The organism is Acinetobacter sp. AS167 (assembly GCF_037152175.1).
Classification (GTDB): domain Bacteria; phylum Pseudomonadota; class Gammaproteobacteria; order Pseudomonadales; family Moraxellaceae; genus Acinetobacter.
Map to the genome: position 1 here is coordinate 17,264 of NZ_JBBCMP010000006.1, position 25,712 is coordinate 42,975.

The 25,712-nt window shown below is 39.3% G+C and carries 22 protein-coding genes; 8 read left to right on the plus strand and 14 right to left on the minus strand.

Going from position 1 to position 25,712, the window contains the following annotated elements; genetic code table 11:
- Positions 1–205: 205 nt before the first annotated feature.
- From WFN33_RS11565 to WFN33_RS11590, 6 genes are all read right to left on the minus strand, one after another.
- Entirely contained in the window at positions 206–1,942 is a 1,737-nt protein-coding gene (locus tag WFN33_RS11565) for an ABC transporter ATP-binding protein (protein ID WP_336953284.1), read from the minus strand.
- Positions 1,943–1,953: 11 nt separating this feature from the next.
- On the minus strand, positions 1,954–3,093 hold the full coding sequence (locus WFN33_RS11570; protein ID WP_336953285.1) for an ABC transporter permease: 1,140 nt from the start codon (positions 3,091–3,093) through the stop codon (positions 1,954–1,956).
- A gap of 8 nt (positions 3,094–3,101) precedes the next feature.
- On the minus strand, positions 3,102–4,040 hold the full coding sequence (locus tag WFN33_RS11575) for an ABC transporter permease (protein ID WP_004722891.1): 939 nt from the start codon (positions 4,038–4,040) through the stop codon (positions 3,102–3,104).
- A gap of 14 nt (positions 4,041–4,054) precedes the next feature.
- Positions 4,055–6,064 carry a M3 family metallopeptidase gene (locus tag WFN33_RS11580; protein WP_336953287.1) on the minus strand — a complete coding sequence of 670 codons (2,010 nt, stop codon included), beginning with the start codon at positions 6,062–6,064 and terminating at the stop codon, positions 4,055–4,057.
- Positions 6,065–6,131: 67 nt separating this feature from the next.
- Positions 6,132–7,877, minus strand: coding sequence for an ABC transporter substrate-binding protein (locus WFN33_RS11585; RefSeq protein ID WP_419820732.1), 1,746 nt, complete (start codon positions 7,875–7,877; stop codon positions 6,132–6,134).
- Positions 7,878–7,959: 82 nt separating this feature from the next.
- Positions 7,960–9,750: an ABC transporter substrate-binding protein gene (locus WFN33_RS11590; protein ID WP_419820733.1), complete on the minus strand. Its 1,791-nt coding sequence runs from the start codon at positions 9,748–9,750 to the stop codon at positions 7,960–7,962.
- A 723-nt stretch (positions 9,751–10,473) separates the two neighbouring features.
- Between WFN33_RS11590 and WFN33_RS11595 the strand changes: the two genes are divergently transcribed.
- From WFN33_RS11595 to WFN33_RS11615, 5 genes are all read left to right on the plus strand, one after another.
- On the plus strand, positions 10,474–13,149 hold the full coding sequence (locus WFN33_RS11595) for a TonB-dependent receptor (RefSeq protein WP_336953290.1): 2,676 nt from the start codon (positions 10,474–10,476) through the stop codon (positions 13,147–13,149).
- A gap of 145 nt (positions 13,150–13,294) precedes the next feature.
- The gene (locus WFN33_RS11600; RefSeq protein ID WP_336953291.1) at positions 13,295–13,996 is read left to right on the plus strand and encodes a TonB family protein; all 702 of its coding nucleotides are present in this window, start codon (positions 13,295–13,297) and stop codon (positions 13,994–13,996) included.
- A 26-nt stretch (positions 13,997–14,022) separates the two neighbouring features.
- Complete coding sequence (locus WFN33_RS11605) at positions 14,023–14,889, plus strand: MotA/TolQ/ExbB proton channel family protein (RefSeq protein WP_336953292.1); 867 nt, start codon at positions 14,023–14,025, stop codon at positions 14,887–14,889.
- Between the two features lie 14 nt (positions 14,890–14,903).
- Complete coding sequence (locus WFN33_RS11610) at positions 14,904–15,329, plus strand: ExbD/TolR family protein (protein WP_336953294.1); 426 nt, start codon at positions 14,904–14,906, stop codon at positions 15,327–15,329.
- A gap of 19 nt (positions 15,330–15,348) precedes the next feature.
- Positions 15,349–15,765 (plus strand): ExbD/TolR family protein, encoded by a 417-nt coding sequence (locus WFN33_RS11615; protein WP_336953295.1) that lies wholly within the window; start codon positions 15,349–15,351, stop codon positions 15,763–15,765.
- A 187-nt stretch (positions 15,766–15,952) separates the two neighbouring features.
- On the opposite strand, the gene WFN33_RS11620 is transcribed toward WFN33_RS11615, so the two are convergent.
- The 3 genes from WFN33_RS11620 to WFN33_RS11630 form a co-directional block, all read right to left on the minus strand.
- Positions 15,953–17,455: a CoA-acylating methylmalonate-semialdehyde dehydrogenase gene (locus WFN33_RS11620; RefSeq protein WP_336953296.1), complete on the minus strand. Its 1,503-nt coding sequence runs from the start codon at positions 17,453–17,455 to the stop codon at positions 15,953–15,955.
- A gap of 13 nt (positions 17,456–17,468) precedes the next feature.
- Complete coding sequence (gene mmsB / locus WFN33_RS11625; RefSeq protein WP_336953297.1) at positions 17,469–18,353, minus strand: 3-hydroxyisobutyrate dehydrogenase; 885 nt, start codon at positions 18,351–18,353, stop codon at positions 17,469–17,471.
- Positions 18,354–18,427: 74 nt separating this feature from the next.
- Positions 18,428–19,768, minus strand: a complete 1,341-nt coding sequence (locus WFN33_RS11630; protein ID WP_336953298.1) for an MFS transporter — start codon at positions 19,766–19,768, stop codon at positions 18,428–18,430.
- 473 nt (positions 19,769–20,241) lie between these two features.
- On the opposite strand from WFN33_RS11630, the gene WFN33_RS11635 reads away from it, so the two are divergent.
- Positions 20,242–20,802 (plus strand): LuxR C-terminal-related transcriptional regulator, encoded by a 561-nt coding sequence (locus tag WFN33_RS11635; protein ID WP_336953299.1) that lies wholly within the window; start codon positions 20,242–20,244, stop codon positions 20,800–20,802.
- Positions 20,803–20,848: 46 nt separating this feature from the next.
- Here the strand turns inward: WFN33_RS11635 and WFN33_RS11640 are convergent, their stop codons facing one another.
- The 4 genes from WFN33_RS11640 to WFN33_RS11655 form a co-directional block, all read right to left on the minus strand.
- Positions 20,849–21,193 (minus strand): zinc ribbon domain-containing protein YjdM, encoded by a 345-nt coding sequence (locus WFN33_RS11640; protein ID WP_336953300.1) that lies wholly within the window; start codon positions 21,191–21,193, stop codon positions 20,849–20,851.
- Between the two features lie 112 nt (positions 21,194–21,305).
- Entirely contained in the window at positions 21,306–21,659 is a 354-nt protein-coding gene (locus WFN33_RS11645) for a DUF488 domain-containing protein (RefSeq protein ID WP_336953301.1), read from the minus strand.
- 254 nt (positions 21,660–21,913) lie between these two features.
- On the minus strand, positions 21,914–22,360 hold the full coding sequence (locus tag WFN33_RS11650) for an SRPBCC family protein (RefSeq protein WP_336953303.1): 447 nt from the start codon (positions 22,358–22,360) through the stop codon (positions 21,914–21,916).
- Between the two features lie 136 nt (positions 22,361–22,496).
- Entirely contained in the window at positions 22,497–22,865 is a 369-nt protein-coding gene (locus tag WFN33_RS11655) for a ribonuclease E inhibitor RraB (protein WP_336953304.1), read from the minus strand.
- A 209-nt stretch (positions 22,866–23,074) separates the two neighbouring features.
- Here WFN33_RS11655 and WFN33_RS11660 point away from each other — a divergent pair, with 209 nt between their 5' ends.
- The gene (locus WFN33_RS11660; RefSeq protein ID WP_336953305.1) at positions 23,075–23,833 is read left to right on the plus strand and encodes a 50S ribosomal protein L7/L12; all 759 of its coding nucleotides are present in this window, start codon (positions 23,075–23,077) and stop codon (positions 23,831–23,833) included.
- A gap of 402 nt (positions 23,834–24,235) precedes the next feature.
- Positions 24,236–24,556: a hypothetical protein gene (locus WFN33_RS11665; RefSeq protein WP_336953306.1), complete on the plus strand. Its 321-nt coding sequence runs from the start codon at positions 24,236–24,238 to the stop codon at positions 24,554–24,556.
- Positions 24,557–24,572: 16 nt separating this feature from the next.
- On the opposite strand, the gene WFN33_RS11670 is transcribed toward WFN33_RS11665, so the two are convergent.
- Positions 24,573–25,583 (minus strand): metallophosphoesterase, encoded by a 1,011-nt coding sequence (locus WFN33_RS11670; RefSeq protein ID WP_336953308.1) that lies wholly within the window; start codon positions 25,581–25,583, stop codon positions 24,573–24,575.
- Between the last annotated feature and the right edge of the window lie 129 nt (positions 25,584–25,712).

Here is a 25,712-nt window from a genome sequence, read left to right on the forward strand (position 1 = left end):
AATCAACAAAACCGTAACCGTTCAGAAGGTCGCTATAATCCAAACGAACGTTTAGATCGTTCAGATCGCCAAGAACGTAGCGAACAACCTGAAAAGAAAAAACCGTTTGTTGTGACAAAAGGTTTTAAAAAATTCTAAGTCTTTAACACTTATTTATTGACCCTAAAAAGCCACTCAATCGAGTGGCTTTTTACACAGTAAAAATCTAAATCACCTGTCTGGTTCCTTGCGGAATTGAACTCAATAAGCGTTTGGTATAGTCATGCTGTGGTGACTGATACAACTCATCCGAATTGGCGATTTCAACGATATCACCGTGGTTCATCACCATAATTTGATCCGAAATATATTTCACCACAGACAAATCATGTGAGATAAAAATATAACTTAAGCCAAATTCATCTTGCAGATCTTGAAGTAAGTTCAGGACTTGTGCTTGAACCGATACATCAAGTGCCGAGACTGATTCATCACAGATTAAAATTTCAGGTTTTAAAGTTAAACAGCGTGCTATTGCAATACGTTGACGTTGCCCCCCAGAAAACTCATGCGGATAACGATCAAAGGCTTGCGCAGGTAAGCTTACTCTTTCCAGTAATTCCAAAGCCATCTTTTTACGTTCAGTATCATTTGCGCCAATTTTATGAACTTGCATCGGTTCCATCAAAATTTGCCCCACGGTAAAACGCGGATTAAGTGAGGCATAAGGATTCTGAAAGATAATTTGAATCTTACGTTGATACTGGGCAAACTCTTTTTCAGACATTGCCAAAATATCTTTACCTTGAAACAAAGCTTGGCCACCAGAAGCTTGTTGCAAGCGCATCAACAATAAACCAATGGTGGTTTTACCTGAGCCAGACTCCCCGACGAGCCCTAAAGTTTTACCTTTCGCCAGTTGGAAGGATGCCCCTTTGACTGCCTGAAATTCATCTTTGCCAAATAGCCCTTTACGACTAAAAAATGATTTTTTTAAATCACGTACATCTAAAATAATTTCTTCACCGCCAATAAGGCCGCGCTTACGCTCCGCAAAATCCACCTCAGGCAAACTCACCGCCTCAGTCTCAGGTACATCTTGAACTTGCATAAAATCACTAATGACTGGTAAGCGATATGGACGATGCGAAAGTTGCGGACGGCATAATAATAATGCTTTGGTATAGGCATCTTGTGGCTGTTCTAAAACAGCCTTTGCTAAACCTTGTTCACGAATTTCACCATGACGCATCACAATCACTTCATCAGCAATTTCACTCACCAATGCCAAGTCATGGGTAATAAACAACATCGACATTTGACGGCGCTTACGTAAAGCCTCCAATAAATCCAATATTTGTTTTTGGATGGTGACATCTAATGCTGTGGTCGGTTCATCAGCAATCAGTAATTTAGGTTCACAGGCGATTGCCATGGCAATCATGACCCGTTGCTGTTGACCGCCAGACAGTTGACTGGGATAAGCATCAATCTTGCTTTCAGGGGATGGAATTCCAACTTCAGTGAGTAACTCCAAAGTGCGTTGTCGGGCTTGTTTACGCCTCATGTTTAAATGAATACGCATAATTTCAGCAATTTGATCACCCACCGTAAACACAGGATTAAGTGATGACATCGGTTCCTGAAAAATCATGGCAATGTCTTTACCACATATTGCACGCATTTGTTTGCTGTTTAAACTGAGTAAATCTTTGCCTTCAAAAAGAATTTTACTGTTTTCAGCAATACGAGATTGGCCTTTAGGTAATAAACCCATGGTTGCTAGGGAAGTTACAGATTTGCCACTGCCAGATTCGCCAACCAAGGCCACGGTGGTATTGGTAGGAATCTGAAATGAAATGCCTTTTACAGTTTCAATAAATTGCTTATTTTCACCCTTAAAACTCACACTCAGATTTTCAACACTGAGTAGCACAGGAGGTGTCGCTTGTTGTTCTGACATCTTTATGCTCCTTATTTTAGTTTAGGGTCTAATGCATCACGCAATGCATCTGTAAACATTGAAAATGCGGTCACAAGCACGGCCATCGCTACTGAAGCTGCCACCAATTGCCACCATTTGCCTAAAATTAGCTCACTTTGTGCTTCATTCAACATACTACCCCATGACACCACTCCCACAGGTACACCAAAGCCCAAGAAGCTTAGAATTACTTCAGACTTAATAAATGCAACCACCAAGATCGACATCTGAACCAAAGCAATATGACTTACATTTGGGAAAATATGCACGAACATCCTTTGGGTATTACTGACACCAATTGCTTTGGCTGCCAGTACATACTCGCGTGAATTATGTTTCATATATTCGGCACGAATTAAACGAAATACCCCCGTCCAACCCGTTAATCCAAGAATTAAAACAATGGAAAGAATACCCTTTTGTTGCAGTACAGCAGCAATCGCCAACACCAACAATAGATAAGGTATCGAGGTAAAAATGTTATAAAACCAGTTCAGAACATCATCGACCCAACCACCAAAATAACCAGCGATTGCCCCTAAGAATGTGCCGATTACCACTGCCAGCAATGCCGAGATCAAGCCCACAATAATAGACGTTTCTGCACCTTTAATGGTTTTTAGTACTACATCCTGTCCCCATTTATCAGCACCAAAAGGCAAGGTTTGTTTGAGTTCGCTTTGCTGATCAAGTAAATGCCCACCCAATTGCTGATCAATGGCTTTCATATCTTCTGCAAGCGGATCTTGAATACCGTAGTAGTCAATCTCACCACCTGAAGTTTGTTCTGTTGCAATTTCAGTATTTAGTTCTTTGATCACATCTTTTAAAGGATCAACAGGATTTTCAGGTAAAGCTGCTACAGGTGTGGCTTTTTTTTCAGAATCTTGCGTGTTTTGATCTGCCCCTATAAATGTAGGTGGCGCATAACTCACGGCGACTTCTTTATTCCAATTTGATGCAATCACACCCGTCATGGAGAGTACCAATATGATGAAATAACACAGCAACACCAATAACGACAACATAGCAATACGATCTGCTTTTAAACGTCGCATCGCCAATCGCCATAAACCAGGAGAAGTCTGTTGGTCTTGGACGTCTACTTTTTTAGATAAAATTCCGAGCATCATCCCACCTACTTCAACTGTACGCGTGGATCAACCACTTTATAAATCAAATCGGCAATGAGGTTAAAAATCATGGTCGCAGCAGCAACATATACGGTGATTGCTTTAATCACTGGAAAGTCGCTTCGTTCTACTGCAATAATGACTTCTCGTCCAATCCCCGGAATACCAAAAAATCGCTCAATTAAAAATGCTCCAATCAATAACGCTGGCAGGCTCGACATCACATCGGTAATAATCGGAATAGATGCATTACGCAGCACATGCACGCCCAAAATACGTCCCTCACCGACCCCTTTTGCCCGTGCAGTACGCACATAGTCCTGATTGACTTCATCTAAGACAAAGCTACGGTATAGACGTAAAGTCGGTGCAATACTCACCACCAACATGATTAAGATTGGCAATAGTGCGTATTGCAATAGATTTTCACTGAGACTATCGCTCCAACCTTGTACAGGGAACCATCCCAGCTTATAGGCTAGACCGTATTGAAATACGATGATATAGACCAAAATACTGATCGACATCCCAATGGTACATAACAACATCACCATACGATCCGTCAGCGAACCACGTACCGAAGCAACAGCCAAAGCCAGAATGATTGAAATTACAGTTTGTAAAATTGTCAGTGGAATGATGATGGTCAGTGATGGACCCAAACGGGTCAGAATAATGTTTGAAACTGATTCCCCAGTACTCCAACTATTGCCATAATCAAAAGTCAGGATTTGCTTAATAAAAATCCACAATTGAACGTAATATGGTTGGTCTACCCCAAGTTGCTGACGAATATTTTCAATCTGTTCAGGATTTGCCATTTTTCCAGCAAGGATATAAGCAGGATCTCCGCCTACCCAGTTAAATAGAAAGAAAATCAGCAACACGACTCCCAACATGGTGGGAATCATTTGCCATATACGGCGCGTGATATATGCCAGCATAGTTCTAATTCCTTTTAATCACGTTGACCGGTAATTTCTTGAAAGAATGCCTTGTTATCCGGTTCTCTGCCCAAGAAATCAACCACCAACTGCTCTGCTTTCTTTTGTCCACCTTGTGACAAAATTGCTTTACGATAACGTGCTCCAACCTCTGGATTATTTAAGTTATCGCCAAAAGCAGAAAGCATGTCTAAGGCCATCACTTCAGACCACATATAGCCATAATAGCCGACTTGGTATCCGCCCATAATATGACCAAATTGCCCTGGGAATTCTGTAGTTGGCACATACCCTAAGGCGGTTTGATTTTCGAGTTTTTTCCATACCTCTAAAGGCTGGGTTTTTAAAGCATCTGCGGTATGCAGTGCCATATCGTATTGCGCATATAAAGTTTGACGAGAATAAAATAAGCCACGACCGTAGTTTTTAACGGCTTTTAATTTGCCAATCAATTCATCGTCGACACGCGGACAGGCGGGTTTGCAATAATTGGCTAAGGTCGACAGCGTTTCTTTACGGCGTGCCCATTCTTCATACATCTGTGACGGTGCTTCAACAAAATCTCGCTCGACTGAGGTGCCAGATTGTGAGGCATAACGGGTGTTTGATAAAATTCCGTGTAAAGCATGCCCAAACTCATGTACAAAGGTTTCCAGTTCATCACTGTTTAAACCTTTACGGTTAAAGTTGGTGACTAAGGCTGAAATCGGTTTACGCTGGGTTAGGGTACTGCCCCCCTTAACGCCCCACACCGCTGCATGACCATACTTTCCTTCACGTGGAAATTTATCGATATATAAACCACCTAAAAGCTGACCTGTTTTCTGATCTGTTACATCGTAATATTCAACTTCATCTTGCCAGACATCAACCTTGGCAGGCTTAAATTCAATCCCATATAGATTTGAAGAAATTGCAAATAACCAATCTTGTGATGCTTGGGTCGGGAAATATTCCCGCATTTTTTCTTGGTCAATTTTGTACTTTTCTTGGCGTAATTTTTCGCTCCAATAGCCCTCACTCCAACGGTTAATTTCCGCTTTTTCCACAGGAATATTTAAGGTTTTAGCCTTAAATTCACGCAGTGTTTGCACTTCTTTTTTCTCTAATGGCGCAACCGTACTATGTACCTCATTGAGGAATTTATTGACCGTTTCAGGATTTTTGGCCATACGATTTTTCAATGCCCAATCGGCATAACTGGCTTTACCGAATAATTGTGCAAGTTCATGCCGTAAATCAATCGCTTGTTTAAGCAACACTAAATTCTTTTCAGTACCACGGCGGGTATAAGCAATTTGATAACGTTTACGCGCATCATCACTGTCTGCCAATTCCATAAAAGGACGGTATTCTGGGTAGTCAAAACCCAACAGGTAATTGCCTTTTTCATTTTTCTTTAGATTGGCAATATAGCTTTCTGGTAAGCCTTTTAATTCGGCTGGAGTAAATTCTAATTTTTCAGGATTGTCTCGAATGTTACGGGCATATTCTTGTTGAATCTTGGTCAATTCATCTAAAATCACTTTTAAACGTGCTTGTTTTTCTGCGGGAAGTTGTACCCCTGTATCTTCAAAACCATCTAAAATATCTTGGCGATATTTACGGTCAATCTCATCACTGGCTTTGATTTTTTTAATTTGCTGATAAAGCTTTCCATCTTGATACACTTCAGTTTGAAACTGACTGATTTTAACTTCACAGTCTTCTGCGGCTTTACGTAAATCCGCGCTTGGGTCAACATTACTGGCTAAATTAATTGGTCCATAAAAATCTTCAAACTCTGCAAAAATTTCATCCCACTTTGCCAATACTGCTCCAGCAGGTGCATTATTTTTGAGTTTAACTTTGGCAAATTCAGCCAACTTGGTTTTAACGTCTGTAATTTTTGCATCACATTGGGCAGGGATATCTTTGGCCTGAAACTTGGGTAAAGTACTGCGCTCAGTTTCTGCAAAGGCCCATTGCCCCATACCCATTGACAACATACAGAGTGTAGTTAATTTAAATCGCTTCATTTTCATTTTCTCCAATCTTTCATTTATTCATTTTCAAATTTCAATCTGTTTATTTTTAAGCTTTTGATAGAGTTTATTTTTTCATATCAAAATACATCCATTCCGATGGAATAATCGGATGCTTTTTAAAGCCAATGACACGCGGTTGCGCCAAAGCATTGCGATAACGGGTCGATGCCATTTGTACCGGCATATACACTTCTAATATTCGCGCCATCTTATGGTATAAAGCATCACGCTCAGGACCCGGTTTCAATTTTTGCGTTTGTTCATATAAGCGATCATATTCAGGAATTTTCATGCAGGCACTATTGGTTGAATGGATATTCTTTCCATAAAATAGCTGCATAAAGTTATCTGCATCGGGATAATCTGCAATCCAAGCTGATCCCTTAAACATGGTTTTACATTGTTTTTCTGCTTTTAAACCTTCCGCAAAAGGCAAGGATTTGGTGGTCATTTTGACCTTGATATTGTCTAAAGTCTTTTTCCAAAATTCAGCACTTTGCTGACTACGTGTACTATTTCCATAAACAGTTAATTCAATTAGCAAAGGTTTACCATTCGGCAAGGTACGCCAACCATCGGCAGCAACCTTATAATGATAACGATCTAACAGTAAATTGGCGGCTTTGACGGAATAAGGAATACTGGTTTTATAGTTTGGATCATGCCCAATCACTCCATAAGGAATGGGGAATTGTAATCGTTGCGCATCACCTTTCATCAAAATCTTAATTTGATTATCAGGTGAAAAGGCCATTGCCATGGCACGACGTAAAGCAATTTTTTCTTTACTCAAACCACCAACAACAGGGTTTTGCATATTCCAGTAATAATAATCAATTGAAGGATCGGCAATACGGGAAAGTTGAATCCCTTTTTTGGCAAGTTCGGGTTTAAGCTGACCGTCTTGGATGGCTTGAACACTGAGATCACCATCCAACACAAATAAATCAGTTTCATCTTTACTAAATGATAACCAGCGTGATTGTGATTCTTCCATCACTTGAATATCGACCACACCGATTTGCGGCATTTTTTTGCCTTTCATGGCATCTACAATTTTTTGATCTTCTGGTGTGGATGCTTTGAAATCCCAAATATAACCACGATAATCTGGATTGGCTTTCAGGATAATCCGTGAGCCGGGTGTCCATTTTGTCAAGACATAGGGACCTGTTCCCACAGGATGTGCCATGGCAAAACCAGACCGATCACGATAATGTTCAATCACTTCTCGTGCAACTGCGCCAGCTGGTTGATGTGCCAACAGCATTGGGAAGTTTTGATCAACTTGTTTCAGTTTAATCACCAAGGTATAACGATCTGTCGCCTGAAGCCCTGCAACTGATAGATCATAATTAAACTTCCCTGTTTTTTTAGCTTGCTCAAGCACTTTGTCCATGCCTAGAATTTTGTCATCAAACAACCAACTATTGGGCGAGTGCAAACTTGGGTCTAACAAACGCTTATAAGAATAAACATAGTCTTGCGCGGTTAATTCACGGGCTTTGCCTTTAAATACAGGATCTTTGGCAAAATAAATACCTTTTTGAATTTTAAAAGTATAGGTTAAACCATCAGCACTGACTTCAGGCAGGCCCACCGCGGTACGTGGTACTAATTTGGCGGGTGATGCCAAATAATCATAGGTATATAAGCCTTCAAATATTGAATTATGTACATGTGCAGAATAAAGATCTTGGGTACCTGCTGGGTCAAAACCCGTTTCTGCAACTGGGAAAACATAACGTAAAACTTTATTTGGATCCGCTGGACTTTTGGCAAATACATTCATTGTGACTGTCAGGAGCATGCCCCCCAATAATGCACTAACCCCAATCTGCTTTAACTTTTGATTTAAATCATCCTTCATCATTTTATTCAACTTCATCAGGTTATTTTTTAGCTGGCTGAACATCAAGGTATTGCCAAACGGTATTGATCATTGGATGTGCTTTATAGCCTTGAACTTGTGGTTGCAACAGCCAATTACGAATACGGGTACTATGAATAATCCAAGGGTTATCTGCCTCTATCTGCCGACTGATTTTTTCATAAAATGGCGTTCGTTGTTGTGGCGGTAAAGTTAAAGCTTGCTGATACAGTGCATCATAAGCTTTAGATTGATAGCAACTTAAATTTCCTTTGCCTGAGTTCGGACCATAAAGCAATTGGGCAAAATTTTCTCCTTCAGGAAAATCAGCAATCCATGCCCCACCCCAAATCATATGTTTACACTGCATGGCTTCTTTTAAGTTATCGGCAAAATTACTGACCTTAAATTCTACACGCACTCCAATAGCATCTAAGTTTTTCTTCCATAACTCAGAATGAATGACTGAGCTTGAGCTATTTTCCGTATTATATTTCAGGGTAAACGGCTGCCCGTTGGGTAAAGTTCGATAACCATCTTTGCCTTTCTTATAACCAAATCGATCCAGTAATTTATTGGCCAATAACGGGTTATAGGCAATACTACTTCTATATTGAGCATTGTGCCCTTGCACCCCATCTGGCACCAACATTTCAGCCCTAACCGCTTGACCTTTATAAAGTTGCTTAATCGCTTCTTGTTGGTTGTATGCCAGCGTAATGGCTCGACGTAGCGCTATTTTGTCTAGACTATAACCTCCCACAATCGGATCTTTCATATTGAACATGGTATAGGTGATTTCAGGGTCTTTATTGGGAAAATGTTGAATGCCCTGTTGTTTAAGTTCTGGTTTTAATTGTGTGCCGTTTAAAGCCTGAGGAACCGCATTTGAGGTTAATTTGTCAAAATCCAATTGGCCTGACTTAAACGCCAACCACCTTGACTGTTCTTCCTCAATAATACTCACGACAACCTTACCGACTTGAGGCATTTTTTTACCCGACATCTCTTTGACAAGTTGGTTATCCCATGCCGTACCTGTCGATTTATAATTCCAAATAAAGCCACGATAGTCAGGGTTTGCCACCAGCTCAATTTTACTACGTGGCACGTATTTACTCAGTTGGTAAGCACCTGTACCTACAGGATGCTGCCCGATACGATCACCATAAAACTCAACAACTTCACGCGCTGTTCCGCTAAAAGTGACATAGGCCAAAATATAAGGGAAATTATAATCTGCACGGGTTAAGGTGAATTGTAGAGTGTATTTGTCTAAAGCTTTAAGCCCTGAAATGGGCGCATCATAATTAAACTTGCCTGTCTTTTTCGCATTGGCAACTACTTGCTCTAAACCTTGAATTTTGCCATCAATAAAAGAATAGGTAGGCGAATGGTTTTTCGGATCACTCACACGTTGAATAGAGTAAATATAATCCTGAGCAGTCAGCTCACGTCGTTTGCCTTTAAACGCAGCATCATCGGTAAAATAAATGCCTGGCTTAATTTTAAAAGTATAGACCTTGCCCTCTTGTTCTATTTTTGGCAATGCTTGTGCCGTATTGGGCACCAATACCACAGGACGAGCCAGATAATCATATTTTAATAAAGGTTCAAATATCGCCTCTGCAATATTCCCACTATAGAAATTATAGGTTTTCACCATATCGAAACCATCATCTGGTGCTTCAAAAGCCAAATTCAGGATTTTATTCGGTTGTGCAGGCGTTTTCGCAATCGCCATTTCCCCGTAACTCATTGCACCGACCAACAACGCAAATTGTAAAAGCTTGAATTCCAAATTCACACCTATGTATTTTTATTCATCAAATTATTTAAACAGAATACTGGCAACACCATCATCCTGTAGATTACTGCTTTGGTGCCGAACCAGAACGTTAAATTAACAATAGTGAAAAATTGAACGATATAACAGTATTAAATGCAAAGCGAATATCATGCCACTACGATTACCCCATCTAAATTTTATTTATTTTTACCGTAATAAAATCACATTAATTCTATGAATATCTATGATTGACATCCTATCGTCATCTTCCACCCCAACCTAAATATTAAATTCAGATATCATTTATCAGAACTACTCATAATGCACAATTTAAGTACACACACGTTCCAAAATTGATCACTTATTTTATCAAACACTATAAATATTCACTTAATCTTTTGATTTAAAATAATTAATACCAAAAACAAAGTCATAATTAATAGTTATACGATTCATTAGATATAGTTAAAGTCTTTAAATAACAAATAAATATAAAGAATAATTAAAGCCATCAGCGTGTTTTTTAATCACAACTTCATATTGTATTAACATTAATTAAGACGACTTCCAAACTTATTTTTCTACCATCAAGTCACGGATGAATAAGGAGATTAAACACTAGTCACGTAAATTCTTATCATTTTTTTGTATATTTTTAAAACATATAATTAGATAGTTGGCACTTGAATTGCTAGAAAGCAATGCAGCAATATCGCTAAGTACAAAAAAAAACGGATGTCTGAAAATATGAAAGTAAACAAAAATGTTTGCACTGTGGGATCGCCAACGATGGGGAAAACCTTACTAAAGTTGAGTACGCTTAGTCTAAGTATGATGTGGCTTTCGCTAGCGCATGCAGCAGAAACTGAAGAAAAAACACAGCCAACAAAAGTAGCCAAAGTCACAGTTACAGGGTCTTCAATTAAAGGTGTTGCAGCTCAAAGTGCTTCACCCATTACGATTATTAAAGGTGAAGATCTAGCCAAACAAGGGGTAACCACTGTCGAAGAAGCACTGACCAAAGTCAGTTCTAACCAAGCTGGTTTTTCTACATCTCAAAATGTGGGTGCAAGTAATACCGAGGGTTCATCAGCCAATTTACGTGGATTAGGCACAGATAAAACTCTGGTCTTATTGAATGGTCGTCGTCTGGCTTATAGCCCATTTAGTACATCAACCACCAACCTTAATATTATTCCAATGGCAATGGTTGAACGTATCGAAGTCCTCCGTGATGGCGCATCAGCGGTTTATGGTGCCGATGCAATTGGTGGTGTCATCAATTTTATTACCAAAAAATCCTTTGAAGGTCTCAACATCAGTGTGGGAGCGACTCAGCCCGAAGCCAGTGGTGGTGATAAACAAGATATTTCCATCTTTGGGGGCTATGGCAATCTAGATGAACAAGGCTTTAATGTTTACGGTGTGGTCGATTATCGTAGAAGCAACAATATCATGGCAAAAGACCGCAAGATCAGTCGCCGTGGTGGTGTAATTCCTGAGCTCGGTTTAGATGCCAGCTCAGCAAATGCTTTCCCAGCAAATATTTTTGATCCCAAAAACAATATTTTGGCAAATCCATACGGCAATACAAATTGTAATAACACACCAAATGTCGCTGCAGATGGCGGCTTATGTTATCTCAATACCCAAGCACTGATTGGAATTACTCCAGAAGTTGAAACAATTTCAGCACTTGGCCGCGGAACCTTTAAACTTTCAGATAAATTTAATCTGATTGGAGAATATATCTTCTCACGTAACGAAGTTACTACTTCGATTGCGCCTGATGTATATAGCCGTTCAGTCACGCTTCCTTCGACAAGTCAATATTATCCAGGCAAAGGTATTGTCCCCGCAGTGAATGGACTCAGCAATGGAGATTTACAACTCTATCTGCGTTCACAAGGGGGAAACCGTTCAGGCAAAACAACCAATGACTCACATCGTGCATTTGCAGGAATTGAGGGTGAAGCCTATGGTTGGGATATCAATGCAGGCTTAACCTATGCAAAAAGTGAAGCAACCGATAGCTTTAATGCGGGTTACCTCAATCAAAGTAAAGTTCAAGCTGCTTTAAACGACGGTTCACTCAATCCATTTGGCCCTTCAGCCGATGCTAATATTTGGAAATCTTTTGAAGTCAATGGGGATACCAATAAAGCCAGCTTAGACTCAACCTCTTTTGATGTCACTGTATCTCGTCCAATCTATACACTGCCTGCGGGTGACGTTGGATTTGCCTTAGGTGGTAGTTTTACCAAACAAAATTGGGATCAAAAAATTAATGCTGAGATCGTCAGACAAGTGCCTGGTAGCGGTATAGATCCAGATAAACCTGTGAGTAAGGGTGATCGAGATATATCTGCAGTATTCACAGAATTACATATCCCGATTTTAGCCAATTTAGAAGCGCAGCTCGCAGCACGTTATGATGACTATAGTGATTTTGGCGATACCTTCAATCCAAAAGTTGCTTTACGTTGGGAACCGTTAAAGCAATTGATGTTCCGTACCTCATACAGCACAGGTTTTCGTGCACCCAGCTTATATGACATCAACTCACCGCAAAGCCAAACCTTTACAGGTTCGAAATACAATGACCCTGTACTCTGCCCCGGTGGTACTGCAACTTCACCACAATACCAAACTGAATGTAATGTCCAATTTAAGCGTATGCAAGGTGGGAATCCCGACTTAAAAGCTGAAGAGTCAACATCTTATACTGCTGGACTGGTGTTTGAGCCAATCAAAAATCTAGTATTTACAGCAGATTACTACAACATCAAAGTAGACAACCTGATTGATGCAATTACCGATTCAATTATTTTTGCTGACCCAAGCAAATATTCAAGTTTATTTGTCCGTGATGCAGATGGGCGGATCAAATATGTGAGTACCACTTTGATCAATATGGGTGGAATTAAAACCCAAGGAGTTGATTTAAGTTTGAACTATCTCACGCCTGTAACTAAAACAGGGCGTTTTGGTTTTGGTATTGATGGAACCTATGTCATCAAATATGACAAACAAGAAGAAAAAGGCGGGGAATGGGTCAGCCGTACAGGTAGCTATTATAACCAGCAAGTCTATTCTCGCTGGAAACATGTTGCCAATGTCAATTGGAGTTATGACAACTGGAAAATGATCTTTGAGCAACAGTTTAGCCGTGGTTATAAAGACTCAAATTCTATTGGTGAAGCCAAATATGATAACCATCGAGTCAGTGATTACATCCTTTATAACATTGCGGGCACTTATAGCGGATTTAAGAACTTAGAACTCACTGGCGGGATCAAAAATATTTTTGACCAAGATCCACCTGCATCCAACGTGACTGATAACTTCCAATACGGTTATGACTCTAGCTATGCAGACCCAACAGGTCGCGCATATTACGTCAGAGCAACTTACAAATTCTAATTGGGCATTTCGCAAACATTATCTAAGCCTTGTCATGGTGTTTGCGTAATTGATTCATTCACTTAGCCAAACAAAAGAATTGAACAGAATTTTTTATCGTCTCTCTTTTACTATTTATTGTTTGTCTCTCATTTCAGGAGTAGCAATGGGCAAGAATTTTTCAGAATTAGAAAATAATTCTTCCAAACGCCTGATCGGGATTGGAGCAGTCATCTTACTGCATCTAATCATTCTCTATGGCTTGATTACGGGTTTATCTAAAACAGTTGAAAAACCAGCGGATGAACCTGTTGAATTACTGATTATTCAGGACAAAAAACCTGAACCAGAAAAACCTAAACCCATTGAAAAACCACCAGAACTACCAAAGTTGGTGCAGAAAGTTTTGAAAACGCCAGATCCAAAGCCGACTGAAAAACCAATGGAAAAACCGACAGCAACACCAAAGCAGCCGGCTACACCCACAGCAACGCCTAAGACCTCAGAAAGTCCTGAGCCGACACCAACCCCGACGCAAAAGCTAGAAACAACACCAAAACCTGAGCCTGCAAAAGCAAAACCAACAGGTGAAACACGCGGTGTGTCGAGTGGAGAAGCGGGTTGTAAAACCCCTGATTACCCACGTGAATCTTTACAAAACGAAGAACAAGGTGAGGTCCTTATTTCGGTATTTGTGGGTAGTGATGGAAAGGTTAAAGAGGCCAAAGTAAAAAAATCGAGTGGGAGTAAAAGCTTAGATAAAGCTGCCTCGAAAGCTTTTAGTTTATGTAAGTTTAAACCTGCATTAAAGAATGGTGAACCTCAAGATTCTTGGTATGACATACCTTATGAATTTGTATTGAATTAATCAATTAAATAAAAATTTGGAGATAAATGATGAATAAAGCGCTCAAATCTGTACGACTATTTGCTTCAGTTGGCATTTTAACTGTAAGCACCCTACTGCCTGTATCTGGTGTATTTGCAGAAGAAACCACTGCAAGACCTGCGACTATAACGGCAACAAATACAACAACAAGTGAAGCCCATACACCACCACCTAAACCAGCAACAACACAAGCTGTACACAACCCTTACGGTTTAGAAGCACTATGGCGCGAAGGTGATATTGTTGCTAAATCAACCCTATTTATCTTGGTCCTGATGTCGATAGGAACATGGTACATCATGGTAACCAAGTTTATTCAGCAGGCAAAAATTAAACGTCAGGGTAAAGAGGTTGAAGCCAAATTTTGGGATGCTGCATCAATTGACGGCGCTGCGGGAACACTAGGCGAAGCAAGTGCCTACCGTTTTATTGCTGAAAAAGGCATTAACTCAACCAAAAAACATGGTGGAAACCTACTTGAGCGTATCGACTTTAACACTTGGGTCACAATGTCGATTCAACGGGCAATTGATAAAATTCAAAGCCACTTAAGTGGTGGTTTAGCATTTCTTGCAACGGTTGGTTCTACCGCACCATTCGTAGGTTTATTCGGTACAGTTTGGGGAATCTATCATGCACTTACTGCAATTGGGATTTCGGGTCAGGCCTCTATTGATAAAGTTGCTGGACCTGTAGGCGAAGCACTGATCATGACAGCAATCGGTCTCGCTGTAGCAGTGCCTGCGGTACTTGGTTATAACTGGCTCACCCGCCGCAATAAAGCAGTATTAGATAATGTACGTACTTTTGGTTCTGACTTACATACTGTTTTACTCAGTGGTGAGATCAAAAACAGTAGTGATGCTAAATAAATGAGGGATCAGTTATGAGCATGACAGTCAATTCAGACAGTGACGAAGATGATGTGATTTCTGCGATTAATACCACACCTTTGGTGGATATTATGCTGGTTTTACTGATTATATTTTTAATCACTGTCCCTGTTGCAATTCACACGGTTCCAGTCAAATTGCCTGAGGAAAAAAATACACCTTATGTCACTAAACCAATTAATGTGCAAATCGCTGTCAATAAAGCGGGGGATATTTTTTGGAACGAAAAGTATATCGCAGATAAAAATACATTGATCAATCGTTTACAGGCTGAAGCAGCAAAACGCCCACAACCAGAAGTACATATTCGTGGTGATCAAGTAACAAAATTTGAAGCGATTGATGAAGTAATCAGTGCTACCAAGCAAGCAGGTATCGGCAAAATCGCTTTTGTCACGACACCAGTTGCCGCACCATAATCGAGAAAAGGAACAGCTTATGGCTATGAATGTCGGTGCCAATAAAGACGATGATGAGGTGATGTTAGATGTCAATATGACACCACTTATTGATGTGATGTTGGTGTTGTTGATTATGTTTATTATCACCATCCCAATTCCAAATAATGCGATCAATATTGACTTGCCCAATGGTGCACCACCACCTACCAATGAGAAGCCACCTGAGCCAGTCACCTTACGTATTGACCCTCAAGGTAAAATCTTTTGGAATGATCAAGCTGTTGAAAATAAACAAGCGCTAGACGTTTTATTTGCTGGTGTTGCACAGAAATCAGATCAAGATCCGATTAAAGTCCAGCCAGATAAACTCACTGAATATAAGGATGTAGCAATGGTGATGGCAGCCGCACAACGATTAAATGTTAAAAAAATCGGAATTGCAGCAAGCCAATAATATTTAAGGGATGAACAAAGCTGCACAGTACAATCGACTTGCAGCTTTGAGCCCTTGATCTATGCAATGTTTCAAGACGTTTTATTCATAGTGCAACATTATAAAGAACACAATACTCAATATATCTGACTTTCACTCACATCTAAACAAGCCAGCATCTGCTGGCTGATCATAAGCATTCAATCAATTAAGTGATTTTAAATGCCAAAGAAATGGCTTGATCTTGTTCTTCAGGATCAGGCCATTTTTGTGAAACAGATTTTAACTTCGTATAGAAACGAGCGGCATCTGGACCATATAAATGCGACTCACCAAATTTTGAACGTCGCAAACCACCAAAGTTAAAATAACTCACTGGGAGTGGTACAGGCACATTAACACCAATCATGCCCGACTCAACTTCCATAAAGAAGCGATGTGCTGACTTTCCATCACGGGTAAAAATCACCGAACCATTGCCATATTCATGGCTATTGGTCACAGCAATTGCCTCATCTAAACTATTGACGCGTAAAATTCCTCGCGCTGGGCCAAAAACCTCTTGTTGATAAAAATCCATATCTGTAGACAAATAATCAAATAGAGTTGGCCCAATATAATAGCCATTTGAATACTCTGGATGTTTAAAATCACGACCATCTAATACCAACTCAGCACCATCTGCAATACATTGATCAATCGCCTTTAAAACAGACTGTTGCGATTGCGCACTAATCACCGCACCAAAATCTGCAGTTGGATCATTATATGCGCCAACTTTCAATGCATTGATTTTTTCCACGATACGTTGACGTAAGCGATCTGCCGTTTCAGCACCGACGGGAATGAGCAATGACACCGCCATACAACGTTGACTTGCTGATCCAAACCCTGCTGAAACAAAGGCATTTGCAGCCGCTTCAAGATCGGCATCAGGCATCACCACCATGTGATTTTTCCCGCCTGTAAATGCGGCAACACGTTTGTTATGTGAGGTGCCTTTTTGGTAAACATATTCACCAATCTGTGTAGAACCCACAAAGCTCACAGCTGCGATTTCAGGATGTTCAAGTAATGCATCGACTGCGGTTTTATCCCCTTGTACAACATTAAATACATCATCTGGAAGACCAGCTTCTTTCCATAACTCTGCAAAAAATAATGCAGCCGAAGGCACTTTTTCAGATGGTTTCCAAACAATTGAATTACCCACAGACACAGCCATTGCCATCATAACAGCAGGAATCATGATGGGAAAATTAAACGGGGTAATACAACCCACCACACCCACAGGAACACGTACAGAAAACACATCGATGTCGCCAGCAACATTACGTGCATATTCGCCCTTAGTAATCTGTAGGGCATTACAAGCAAATTCAATTCCTTCAATCGCACGGCCAATTTCACCGATCGCATCGGCAATAGTTTTGCCATGTTCACGACCAATGATTTCTGCTAATTCAGATGTTTTGGTAATCATTAACTCACGTAATTTAAAAAGAACTTGCAAGCGTGTAGCATGTGAAGCTTTTGCCCATTTTTTTGCATTTGCTGATGTCGCAGCTTTTACGGCAGTATCAATCACTGTTGCATCGCCATAAGCACAACGTGCTATTTCTTCACCTGTAGAGGGATTAAATACTGGGCCTGAATGTTGAGTTTCTGTGATATGACGACCTGAAATATAATGTCCGATTAAAGTACTCATCCTGATTTTTCCTTCACGTTGCGACTGAAACTAAATTAAAAATGCTACTGAAGTCGGTCTTTCCATGACCACTTTGACTATGCTTACTATAAATCGTTTGAGCCAATGTTCCTAAACTCACCTGTGCATCGACTTCGGATGCTGCATCTAGGGATAATCCCAAATCTTTCAACATTAAATCGGTCATAAAGCCCGCAATATAACCTTGACTTGAAGGCACATTTTCCAAAACATCTGGGACAGGATTATATTTCTCCACACACCAATTTGCCCCGGAACTGTTTTGAATAATCTCAGACATGACTTTGGGATCTAAACCATGTCGCATTGCCAGATTCAAAGCTTCACTGGTACCAATCATATTGATTGCCAGCAGCATGTTATTACTGGCTTTGGCAATCTGCCCTGCACCATGTTCTCCAGCATGAAAAATATTTTTACCCATTTTCTCTAAAATAGATTTCGCTCGCTCAAACTGCAGCTTTGAACCACCCACCATAAAGGTCAAGCTTGCTGCTTGGGCAGCTAAAGTTCCACCTGAAACAGGTGCATCTACACAGTCGACTCCCATAGATTCTGCAAACTTTGAGACTTCTCGGCTTGTTAAAGCTGCAATCGACGAACAATCAATAATCAACGAACCCTTTTTTAAACTTTTTAAAATACCTTGATCACCAAGATAAAAATTTCTGACACTTTCTGAGTTGGGTAACATGGTGATCACAACATCTGCATCTTGAAGAACGTGCTTGTGATCTACGGCTACACCACCCAAGGATTTAAATGCTGCAACAGCCTCGGGGGATAAATCTAAGCCTGTCACCTTCCACTGTGCACTGAGCAAATTTTTAGCCATAGGAAGCCCCATATTCCCAAGACCAATAAAGGAAATATTCATATTTATTCCTAAAAATTAAGTGTTGTAAATTTGATCATTGATTGCAATGATTTTCTTTAAATCAATCATCTACTCTAAACAGACAATTTGCTTTTAACCGTTTTATGATGTCGCGCTAGGCTGAGATCATCACGCTTCATAAACAAGCTACAGAAGATTGCGAAAATCGCCATACTTACGATGTAGATAACAATCAAATGAGGACTACCATTACCAATACTGAGTAGTTTGGTGGCGATCAATGGCGCTAATCCACCGCCTAACACGCCTGCAAATTGAACTGAAATCGAGATGCCACTGTAGCGAATTTCGGCAGGGAACTGTCGAGCAAACAACTGAGACTGTGGCGCATACATAATCGGAAACACCACGCCGATTGCTAAAACAATTGCGGTCCAGACCAACACAGGATCTTTGGTATCCAGCATGCTAAAGAACGGATAGCAATACAATGCAAGGACCACTAGACCAAACATAAACATATTCCGCTGCCCCACTTTGTCGGATAGATGTCCACACAATGGCGTCATCACCATGATTAAGCCTGCACCACAAATCGTTGCAAACAAAATATCTTGGCGAGGAATACCTAACTTGGTTGTGGTATAGGCTAAGGCAAAAGTTGAAGCAATATAGAACCATGCATTTTCAGCAGCACGGGCAAAGATAATCGTGAGTAATTCACGCGGATGATTTTTAAAGACCTGCATTGCTGGAACTTTAACTTCTTGTGCTTGTTGTTTTACTTTTTCAAAATCTGGTGACTCAGGTACTTTGACACGGATATACCACCCCACACCTAACAATAAAATGCTGGCAAGGAAAGGCAAACGCCAGCCCCAACTAAATAGACTTGCTTCGGGTAAAAGTGAAACCAACCCCAGTGCGATAGAGGCCAACATTAAACCACCACCGGCACTCGCTTGCGGTAAACTCCCCCAAAAGCCTTTACCGCCTTCAGGTGCATGCTCCACAGCCATCAACACGGCACCACCCCACTCGCCACCCATTGCCATACCTTGAACAAAGCGTAAAATCACCAGAAAAAAGGTCGCCCAATATCCAATACTTTCGTAGGTTGGCAATAGGCCAATTAAAACGGTAGGAATCCCCATCATAATCAGGGTAGTGAGCAACATTGTTTTTCGACCAATTTTGTCCCCGAAATGACCAAAGATAATACCTCCCAACGGACGTCCTATAAAACCAACTGCGTATGTGGCAAATGCAGCCAGTACGCCTGTTAATGGATCAAGATTTGGGAAAAACAATTTATTGAAAATCAACGCTGCGGCTGCACCGTAAATAAAAAAGTCATACCATTCAATTGTCGTTCCCACCATGCTGGATATACCTGCTAAACGGTGTGAAGATTTTTTCTGTTGTTGAGGACCTGATCCTTGTATGTGCTCCATCGCTACCTCGCCCAATTTTTAGTATTGTCATCCATTCATCACCTTAGAGATAATCTATCCTGATTATATTAATTAAGGTGAGCTCATTCTTTTTACATAAACAAGTTAAAATAAGCAGCCAAGATTAATATTGATTTATTTTGATAAAAAATTCTAAATAACCTACAGGCTTCTCATCATCAATGTGAATCAATTGCTTTTTTCAGTCAACACCCTTAATTACTTAAGTAGTTTTAAAAATAAAACAAATAAAGCAAATACAACTAGTTATATTAAAAACCTAAATATAGACTAAAGTTAAATATAAAAAATGTGATACATTGCATAGTATTTAAAATACTAAATTTATATACATAGTCATATAAAAATAATCTATTTAATTTTCATCATATTATAAAAAAATAACGGTTTAATACTTGTTATTTCCATCTAGCTCGCTATATTTATTATTATACTAAGTAAGGATGCTTATTATGAACTATAATAAAATCGCATTTGATTTTAGCCCTGCACCGATCGTTGTATTAAGTTATAGACATATGATGGAAATGAATTCTGCATTTGCCACTTTGTTTGGCTATGAACGTGGGGAATTGATCGAGCAATCTATTGTGAAAATTTTTCCTAGCCTTGAGGATTATGAAAAAGTTGGCAATGATGCATTACAAAGTTTACTGTTAAAAAAAAGCCATTACTATTCCGATCAGCGTTTTATGCAGCACAAAAATGGCGAAATCTTTTGGACACATACTCATGGGCAAACATTGACGCCTGAAGATCCATTTAAATTAATGGTCTGGCATTTTGAACGAAAAGATCAGGTGTTATCTTCTAAGCAAAAACTCACAAAACGTGAATCTGAAATTACCCAATTGATTGTCAATGGGTTTACCTGTAAAGAAATTGCCCGGAAATTAGAGCTATCACACCGGACCATAGAAGTACATAAAGCAAATTTAATGAAAAAGTTGGGCGTTCGCTCCAAAGCAGAACTAACCTCAAAAATTATTATTCGAGAAAATGATAGCTACTAAAAATGATCACAGTCATTATACTGTGATCATGTATGAGCCTAAGAAATTAAGCTTTTTTCACAAATTCTGATTTCAATTTCATTGGACCAATCCCATCGATTTTACAATCAATATCATGACCATCATTACTGTCTACAAGTAACCGAATACTTTTGACTTTCGTTCCTACCTTGACCACTGAAGAAGAACCTTTAATTTTTAAATCTTTAATCACCGTCACTGAGTCGCCATCTGCCAAGATATTTCCAACAGCATCTTTAATCGTCACGTTGTCATCTGCTGTTACTTGCTCACCATCTTTCCATTCATAGCTACATTCTGGGCAAATCAATAAATCACTATCTTGATAGGTGTATTCTGAATTACATTTCGGACAATGGGGCAACGACATAATAAGCTCAGCTTAGGATCAAATCACAATCATAGCATTTTAAGATTTTTCATCAACTTAAAAACCATAATAAATATAAGGAATAATTTAAAAATCAACCGCGATCATTAAACTAAGCTTTAGGATTTAACACATCCAGCAAAACACTGACATGATTTCGACCTTGATTTTTGGTCGCCGTTAATAAGGTTATAGGACCTTGTGCTGTAAGTTTCCGCAATTCATCTAACGATACTGTAACCTGAGATAATTCAACCCGATATCGTTTTTGAAATTCATCCCAACGGCTTTCTATATCCTCGTGATACCATTTTCTCAGTTGATTAGATGGTGTAACGTCTTTTGGCCATAAGTCAATCTTAGCATCTTCTTTTTTGATACCGCGTGGCCATAAGCGATCAACGAGAATCCTTTTACCATCTGTTTCTGAAACAGCATCATAAATCCGCTTACTATAAATCGTCATTATTTTTCCAAACTGGAGTTGTACTTAACCGAAGTGATTCTAAATAATGAGAAATATCCTTTCACAAGGTAATACTGGAGTAACAATAAATATGCACGCCCCACCTTAGCTGTTGCACTAAAAACATAGCACTATCTTATACTTGCTTACGCAATCTAGACAATCGATGATTGAATTGCCCACTTATTGTTGAGGATAGCGGTGCACCATTTGCTCTCGAAAACGATTATTTTCATTATTTCACTAGCACTATTTTATTGGTCTGGAATGGTTGGATTGACCAATAACCCAAGTAACTGCAAAGACTCTTGCCATCCCAAGTAACAGGCTTCAACAGGAATCACTTTGGGGATGCCTGACTGGGTAATATTGACTTCAGTTCCGACAAGCACCCCTTTTATTTCAATGATCACTTCAATATCTCCAGCTAATTCGGGATTATCAAAGCGATCAAAATATCGTATGCGCTGGTTTGGAATAAGCTCCGCGTAAGTTCCACCAAATGAATGAGTTGAACCTGTAGAAAAATTGGTAAAAGACATCCGATAAGAACCGCCAACTTTCGCATCCATTTGGTAAAGTTTTGCGGTAAATCCATGGGGTGGCATCCATTTTACAATCGCGTCTGGGTCTAAGAATGCTTTATAGACTCGCTCTGGTGGTGCACTAAAAACGCGATGCAATTTTACCGTGTTACTCATACTCATATCCTTGACTATTATTCTTGTTGAAAATCAAGTTTAGCGCTGTATAAAGCTTTCATATGTATGGTTTGAGTAGTCTGAAACTTAAAAAAGCAGATCAACAAGGATATGCTTTTAAAACAATATCAGTCATCTATTCCTCATCGTCTTCATCATCAAATATATAGGTTGTGCATCCCCAACCATCATACTCACCTTCAAACTGCTCAGCAATTTTAGTAAACCATTGCTCTAAATCCACAATGTCTTCGTAGTCTGGAAGAAGATGAACATAAATTGTAATCACCCATTCATTTGGCTGTACTTCTTCGTCCAAATACAGTGAAACTTTTTGCTCTTCGTGTAAAAGATAAATTGCACATTTTTCAGCAAGTTCTTGTGTTTTAAAATACACAGAAAACTCGATTTCATGTACCTCTTCCAAATCATCACCATCTTCGTGCATTTGCCAAAGTAGATTACCGTTATCATCTTCTGGGAATTTTTCAAAATCACGAGTCATGGCTAAGCCCTCTTTTAAGGTTATAAATATTATGAGTTTACAATATCAAAGTTTTACGACAGTTTTAAAATATTGCCCATTCGCACACAAATTACTACTTTTATTTGACGTCAATTTGTAATAAAAATTGAATTAATTCTATGATTAATAAAACTCATATCTATTGTTAACCTATATTCATTGACGATTAAACTAATAATGACAGGTGCATGATGCCAGACTTTAGCCAACAACAACGACAAGAAATTCTTTTACTGATTCAACAAGGTCGTAAAGTTGAAGCAGTTAAATGGGTCAAAGACTACTCAGACTTAGGCTTGAAAGACGCGAAGGATTATGTAGAAAACCTGACAGAAAACTCATACGACTTTGCATTTTCAGATACTGCCCAAAGTGTTATTTCTCGTGATATACACTTGCAAACTCCACAACAAGACATTCTTGTCCTGATTCAACAAAATCGTAAAATTGAAGCGATTAAACTGGTCATGGAAAATTCAAACCTTGGGCTAAAAGATTCCAAAGACTTTGTAGAACAGCTCACTGAAAATCCTCATTTAGCAATCAATCAATTTCAGTTCGATGATGATTTTTATGATAGTCAGCATCCACGCTATAAGGCAATTCAGTCGAATTTTGAAACTGGCGAAATCTATGTGTTAGATCAAGATCATCAAAAAGTGTTGATAAATGAACATCATCCTGACTGGAATGAAATTATGCATCATTTTACGCAAGGTGAAACATATGATTCGGCTGCTGACTACATTGCTGCAATGAAAGCCAAAGCACGTGATAGCGCTGTCAATTCGACACATAATATTCATTCAATTCCCCGCCCATCCAGCGTGACAACACAACCGGTCGGTATTGAAGATCAAACCCAGAAAAAAGGCTTACCTATTTTTATGCTTATTGTTATTGCGATTGTTGCTGTGCTTGCATATCAATTTTTTATCAAGCAATAAAATGCAACGCCGCGATAAAATTTAACACAGCAATAAGATTGAATATGCAATGCAAAATGTCTAATAAAGTTTAAAACAGTCAAAAGAAAGCCTTTCGACTAAAAGCTCTTGTTCTGATCACTTAAATTATTCGGGGTAAGCATCTATCCATTGAATCAAATATAATTACAAGCATTGCTTGATCTACTTAAATACCATTAAATAGAACCAACAGAACAATTCCTTATTGCACAACTTCAACTAGATCCTACCGCAGCACAAAATTTAGTCCGCATCCTACATGAATCACCCGATGCGTTTCATGCTTTTAAAGCAAACCCTCAAATTTTATCGGGCGAAATACCAAATATAAAAAATGAAAGCAAATCTTTTCAATTCAACTTTTCATCTAGTACGGTGAAAATGCCCCATCAGGATGGTAAAACCATTGAAATCAATGATCAACATCCCGACTGGCAAGAGATCAAAAAACAATTCCAAATCGATTTGACTCAACCAGATGCTTTATCCAAATTTGCCGAAAACTTTATACAAGGACAGACGCAAAATACCTCATCACAAGCAAAGTCTTCATCTTATGATTCAACAAGCCCTACTTACGCTTCGGTTCAAACCTCAGGGGTGGAAGACTTGAGTCATCAGAATATATCCAGCAGCATGCTGTTATTGATTGGGTTTCTTGTTTTGATTGGGATTGCAGCCTTTTACGATTTTAAAACATGATTGATCAGTATGAAAATTAACTCAGCTCAATAATATCAATAGTTGGTGGTACTCTAAACCGAAAAGGTACACCCACCATACCGGTACCGACACTGACAAATACATCGGCATTTTCATGCTGATATAAACCACGTTTATGACCGAGGATAGACACTTTTTTCATCACATAGCTGGTCAACCACGGCAATTCAACTTGCCCGCCATGTGTATGCCCAGACAGCATCAGCGGACGTGTAGGTAATTGCGGAACCATATCTACCGTATCGGGGTTATGTGACAAAATTAACCACGGTTTGTCTTGAGGTAAGTCAGGCATATAGCGCATATCCGCTTTACCTGCCCATAAATCACCCACACCGATTAAACGAAAATCATCAAATTCAACAATTTTACCTTCAATATCCATAACATTATTGGCTGCTAAAGCTTTTGCCAATAACCCTTGAATCGGTGGTCCCGGATATTGCTCATCATGATTGCCATTCACTGAATAAATAGGAGCTTCAATCTCTTTTAAGATCGCCAACTCTTCAACCAATTTATTTTCAGGCTCATAGGTCCAATCTCCCGCAACTACAACAAAATCAGGTTGAGCTAAATTAATTTTTTTGACAATTGTTTTCAGCTGACGCTCATGTCCAGAAAATAGTCCGATATGTAAATCAGCAAGCAGCGCAACTTTAATCGGTTGAGTAAATGTTTTCTCTTGTCCCAAACAATAACCTATATGCTGAACATGAACTGTATGTGGTTCAATAAAACGAGCATAAATCAGTAATGCACTGAGCAAAAAAACAAAAATACTTTCATGTAATGAGAATTTTCCGATGTAACCTGCATAAATGCTAAAAAATAACAACGGAATTAATAAATAAGATAGGTAGAATGCGAGTAAATGGACGAAAGACTTAAAAGGATGGATCGTTTCAGTTCTAGATTGACTTAACCATGCTTGGCTCATTCCCCATATTGCAAGCACAATGAAGCAGAGATAAAAAATTGATGTAACGGTTAGGGTTGGAAACATATTCAATCTCTCAAGTACTGTGTATGTACTTGTCATCTCTCTATTTATCTTTTGAAAAGGGGATATTGGCATTTCATAAATGGATTGCATTTCAGCAAACATCAATGAATTGTCAATATATCCTCAGGC